This window comes from Methylibium sp. T29 (assembly GCF_000576205.1).
GTDB classification, from domain to species: domain Bacteria; phylum Pseudomonadota; class Gammaproteobacteria; order Burkholderiales; family Burkholderiaceae_C; genus Methylibium; species Methylibium petroleiphilum.
In genome coordinates this window covers 1-3,232 of record NZ_AZND01000317.1, presented here as the reverse complement: position 1 = coordinate 3,232, position 3,232 = coordinate 1, and the positions used below count along the sequence as shown (strand labels likewise).

3 protein-coding genes are annotated in these 3,232 nt (G+C 66.8%); all 3 read right to left on the bottom strand.

Features of this window, described 5'->3' with window-relative positions; all coding sequences use genetic code 11:
- On the bottom strand, positions 1 to 1,161 hold a 1,161-nt coding region (locus tag x551_RS20110; RefSeq protein WP_152543609.1), incomplete at its 3' end, for a TRAP transporter large permease subunit.
- Positions 1,158 to 1,778 (bottom strand): TRAP transporter small permease subunit, encoded by a 621-nt coding sequence (locus x551_RS20105; RefSeq protein WP_036234737.1) that lies wholly within the window; start codon positions 1,776 to 1,778, stop codon positions 1,158 to 1,160. The genes x551_RS20105 and x551_RS20110, both read right to left, overlap by 4 nt.
- An 85-nt stretch (positions 1,779 to 1,863) precedes the next feature.
- On the bottom strand, positions 1,864 to 2,982 hold the full coding sequence (locus tag x551_RS20100; RefSeq protein WP_011830939.1) for a C4-dicarboxylate ABC transporter: 1,119 nt from the start codon (positions 2,980 to 2,982) through the stop codon (positions 1,864 to 1,866).
- Between the last annotated feature and the right edge of the window lie 250 nt (positions 2,983 to 3,232).

Sequence of the window (3,232 nt, the reverse complement as noted above, 5' to 3'; positions counted from 1 at the left end):
CGACTCGCCCGCGCTCGCGGGCGGCTCCGACAGGCCGCCGTTGTCGGCCGGCGGCTCCTGCAGCCCCCCCGACGTCGGCGGCTCCTGCAGGCCGCCTCCCTCGTCGCTCGGCGGGGCCTGCAGGCCTCCGGTGCCTTCCGATTCGGCGGCGCTGCCGAACCCCATGGGCTGCAGCTCGGAGAAATCGTCGACCGGCGCCACGCGGGTCACGGTCTGGTAGCTCCACAGCGACACGGCGGCGAACAGGATCAGCGGCAGCAGCGTGATGAACAGCTGCTTGAGCAGGAAGCCCGTGCTGACGGCCTGGTTGCGCTTGCCCTTCAGCGCGCCCAGCAGCCAGGGCAGCGCTCGGCCCTCGCCGCGCGCGCCGGCGCTCTGCAGCGGCTGCGGCAGCGGCACGAAGCGCTGCGCGGCCGTCAGCGGCGGCATCAGCGCCGGCTTGAGCTTGGCGAGGAGGATCACGTAGAGGATGTACAGGCCCGCGAGCATGATCCCGGGGAAGAAGGCGCCCGCATACAACTGCACCACCGACACGCCGGCGGTCGCGCCGTAGACGATCAGCAGCACCGACGGCGGGATCAGGATGCCCAGGCAGCCGCCGGCGGTGATGGCCCCGGCGGAGATCCGCACGTCGTAGCCGCCGCGCAGCATCTGCGGCAGCGCCAGCAGGCCCATCAGCGTGACCACCGCACCCACGATGCCGGTCGCGGTGGCGAACACCGCGCAGGTCACCAGCGTGGCGACCGCCAGCGAGCCCGGCACACGCGCCAGGGACAGGTGCAGGCTGCGGAACAGCTTCTCGATCAGGTTGGCGCGCTCGACCAGGTAGCCCATGAACACGAACAGCGGGATCGAGATGAGCACGTCGTTGCTCATCACCGAGAAGGCGCGCTGCACCATCAGGTCGAGCGTCTGCTTCATCGCGCCGCCGGCCGTCTGCCCGCCGGAGTGGTAGGCGAAGAAGGCGAACAGCATGCCCATGCCCATCAGCGTGAAGGCGGTCGGGAAGCCCAGCATGATGGCCACGACCACCAGCGACAGCATCAGCAGGCCATAGTGACCATTGGTCATGGTGTCGACGCTCAGCACCATCGCCACCGCGGCGGCGACGATGATCGCCATCAGCGTGAAGCCGAACCACAGTTCCTTGCGCAGCTTCATGCCTTGCCGCCTTCCTTGACGACGAACTTGTCGAGTGCCTCGATGTCGGCGTCCCTCACGTGCACCATCTCCTTGAGCTTGTCGACGTCGACTTCCTCGACGTCCTCCTCGCGCGACGGCCAGTCGCCTTCACGCAGGCAGATCACGCAGCGCACGATCTCCACCAGGCCCTGCAGCAGCAGCACGCCGCCGGCGAAGGGGATCACGAACTTGAACGGGTAGACCGGCAGCGGATCGGCGTTGAAGGTCTGCTCGCGGATGGAGAGCGAATCGTTGAAGTAGAACCAGCCGGCCCAGGTGAGCGCCACGATGCCCGGCAGGAAGAACACGATGTAGAGGATCAGGTCGATCGTAGCCTGCGTGCGGGGCCGGAAGAAGCCGTAGAGCACGTCGCCGCGCACGTGGCCCGCCTTGCTCAGCGTGTAGGCGCCGGCGCACATGAAGAGCGTGCCGTACAGCATGATCTGGGCATCGAGCACCCAGGCATGCGGCTTGTTGAGCACGTAGCGGGAGAACACCTCCCAGCTGATCAACAGGGTCAATCCGACCACTGACCAGGCGAACAGCTTGCCGATCCAGGTGGAGAAACGATCGATCGCCAGCAGCAGGTTCTGCATCAGGCTTCCTAGAAAAACGTCCGGACAAACGAGCGGGGGCGCCGCTCTGCGGCGCCCCCGGATGTCGCTCAGATCACTGGGGCGCTCAGGCCTTCTTGGCGCCGAAATAATGGTTGTAGGCCATCTTGAAGTCAACCGTGTAATCGTTCCACCATTGACCGGCGCGCGCGGCGAAGGCTTTCTGCGAATCGATCACCTTCTGGAACAGCGGGTTCTCGCCGCCCTTCTTGGCGATGATCTTGTCCCAGGCAGCGAGCTGCGCGCGCAGGATCGCGTCGGGCGTCTTGTAGAACTTCACGCCGGCCTTCTTCAGCTCGCCGTAGTCGAGCGAATTGCGGTGCGCGGCCTTCCAGCTCATGTCGGCGCTGGCGGCCTGCACGCCGTAGTCGACGATCGCCTTCAGCTCGGCCGGCAGCGCGTCGAGCTTGCCCTTGTTGAACAGGATCTCGAACTGCTCGCCGCTCTGGTGGAAGCTCTGCAGCATGCAGTTCTTCACCACGTCGGGGAAGCCGAGCAGTCGGTCGGAGCTGGCGTTGTTGAACTCGGCACCGTCGATCAGGCCGCGGTCCAGCGCCGGCACGATCTCGCCGCCCGGCAGCGGATTCACCGCGGCGCCCATGTCGGTGTACATGTCCACCGCCAGGCCGACGGTGCGGAACTTGGTGCCCTTGATGTCCTCGAGCTTGCCGATCGGCTTCTTGAACCAGCCGAAGGGCTGCGTCGGCATCGGGCCGTACAGGTAGGACACGACGTCCATGTTCAGGCTCTTGTAGATCTCGGCCAGCAGTTCCTTGCCGCCGCCGTAGTTGTGCCAGGCCAGCAGCATGTTGGGGTCCATGCCGAAGGACGGACCCGAACCCCACAGCGCCAGCGCCGAGTTCTTGCCGTAGTGGTAGGCCACGACGCCGTGACCGCCGTCGAGCGTGCCCTTGTTGACAGCTTCCAGCAGCTGGAAGGCCGGCACCACCGAACCCGCCGGCAGCACCTCGATCTTCAGCCGGCCACCGGCCATGTTGTTGACCTTGGTGGCGAAGTCCTGCGCGTACTCGTGGAAGATGTCCTTCGAGGGCCAGGTGCTCTGGAAGCGCAGCGCGGTGGTCTGCGCGACCGACACCATCGGGGCGGCCATCGCGGTGGCGCCGACGGCACCGGCGGAAGCCTTCTTGAGGAAGCGACGACGTTGCGGGGCGGTCTTCTGGGTCATGGACATCTCCTGATTGGGGCACTAACGACGGGTTCGCGACAGCCAACCCGGGTCTGTTTGAAAGCTCACCGATGGTAAGGAGCGCCCTCGCGGGCCGCCGCTGTCGTTAACCCCATACGTAGTTCCCGCAACGCGACCGGACCCGGACGCGCACTGGAAACAGCCCGCCTTCAGCCCGCGCCGCGGGCGCTCGCGAGACGCGCCGCGAGCAGCAGGAAGAGCCCGCCGCCGAGCGCCTGCAGCGCCCGCC